The following is a 1,460-nucleotide window of genomic DNA, read 5'->3' on the forward strand; positions in this document are numbered from 1 at the left end:
CTAAATACGCCTAAATTTTATAGAAAATTAAGAAAGGTCAAATGTTAATGACCTAAATATCACATATAAATTTATAGGAAAGTATACATGGCACTTAATACCTGTGTGCATCGCAAGATAGCAATTTTAAGGTGTGTAACACCTCGGCTTAAATATATCGCGTTTCTCGCTTTGTCACTTTTTACATTTAATGTTTATGCCTTTGAGAAGCAGTTAAACCTTCAAGAGGCAATTCAGTGGACGCTTAAACAAAATCCAGAACTTAAAATATTTGATTTCAAGCAAACGGCATTAATTGGACGAGAACAAATCGCAAGTTTAAATCCTGCTTATGAACTAGAGCTTGAAGCTGAGAACTTTGCAGGCTCAGGTGAATTTAATACATTCGACAGTGCTGAATTAACAGTCGCTCTATCTTCGGTTATCGAAATGGGAGATAAACGCTCAGCGCGGATTGGAATTGTTTCAAAATCAAGAACACTACTCACTGCTGAAAAAGAAGTCTCTGCGCTTAATTTAATGGCTCAAGTCACTGAGAAGTACGTGGAAGTACTTGCAGCCCAACAAAGAGTTATATTGGCAGAAAATGCTTTGAGCTTAGCACAAGAAACCTTAGAGATTGTATCTCAGCGTAACCGCGCAGGTGCTACTCCTGAGGCTGAAGTGAAACGCTCAAAAGCAGTTATTGCTCAGGCTAACCTCACCCTTCAATCTGAACAAAAGCGCTTGGAATATCTAAAGCTTTCTTTATCAGCTTACTGGGGAGAAACATCAGTGTCATTCTCTAGAGTAACTGGAGATCTGTTTCAGTTTGGCAATGATAGTGATTTTAGTAGTCTCTTTGCGAAATTAGAGAAAAACCCTGCTATTCAAGTTTATGCAAGTGAGCAGCGACTAAAAGAGGCCGAGTTACAGTTGGCTAAAACAGAGTCAACGGCCAATATCAAATGGTCTGTTGGTGTTAGGCGCTCTCAAGAAGCCAATGATACGGCACTGGTCGCTGGCTTTAGCTTACCTTTGTTTGCTGAAAAGCGAAATTCTGGCGCAATCGCTAGTGCGCTAGCAGAGCGTGACCAAGTTGCCATAGAGAAAGAGGCGACTAAGTTAAGATTTAGAAATCACTTACTACGAGCATACTCCAATAGAAAACAAGCCATATTAACAGCTAATTCATTAAAGCAGTCGGTTATCCCAATGCTTGAAGATGCACTGGAAGATACTCAAGACGCCTATCAAAAAGGTCGATATGGATATCTTGATTATGTATCGGCTAGACAAGAGCTGTTAAATGCTCGGCGAACCCTTATTGACGCGGCATCTGCTGCCCTAATTTATGGCGCAGAGATAGAAAAACTAACAAACGAAGCGCTGTCACTCTAAATAAACATCACTTTAAGTTTAATAACAATTTATTGATTCAGTGATTAACTGAATCGTTTAGGAATTCAAAATGAAAAACT

Annotated in this window: 1 protein-coding gene; it reads left to right on the plus strand. The window is 39.3% G+C overall.

Annotated features, from left to right (window positions below; translation table 11 throughout):
• Positions 1–87 precede the first annotated feature (87 nt).
• Entirely contained in the window at positions 88–1,380 is a 1,293-nt protein-coding gene (locus tag H5157_RS20525) for a TolC family protein (protein ID WP_002962255.1), read from the plus strand.
• Positions 1,381–1,460 lie beyond the last annotated feature (80 nt).

This window comes from Pseudoalteromonas sp. SG43-3, from assembly GCF_014164385.1.
Taxonomy (GTDB): domain Bacteria; phylum Pseudomonadota; class Gammaproteobacteria; order Enterobacterales; family Alteromonadaceae; genus Pseudoalteromonas; species Pseudoalteromonas distincta.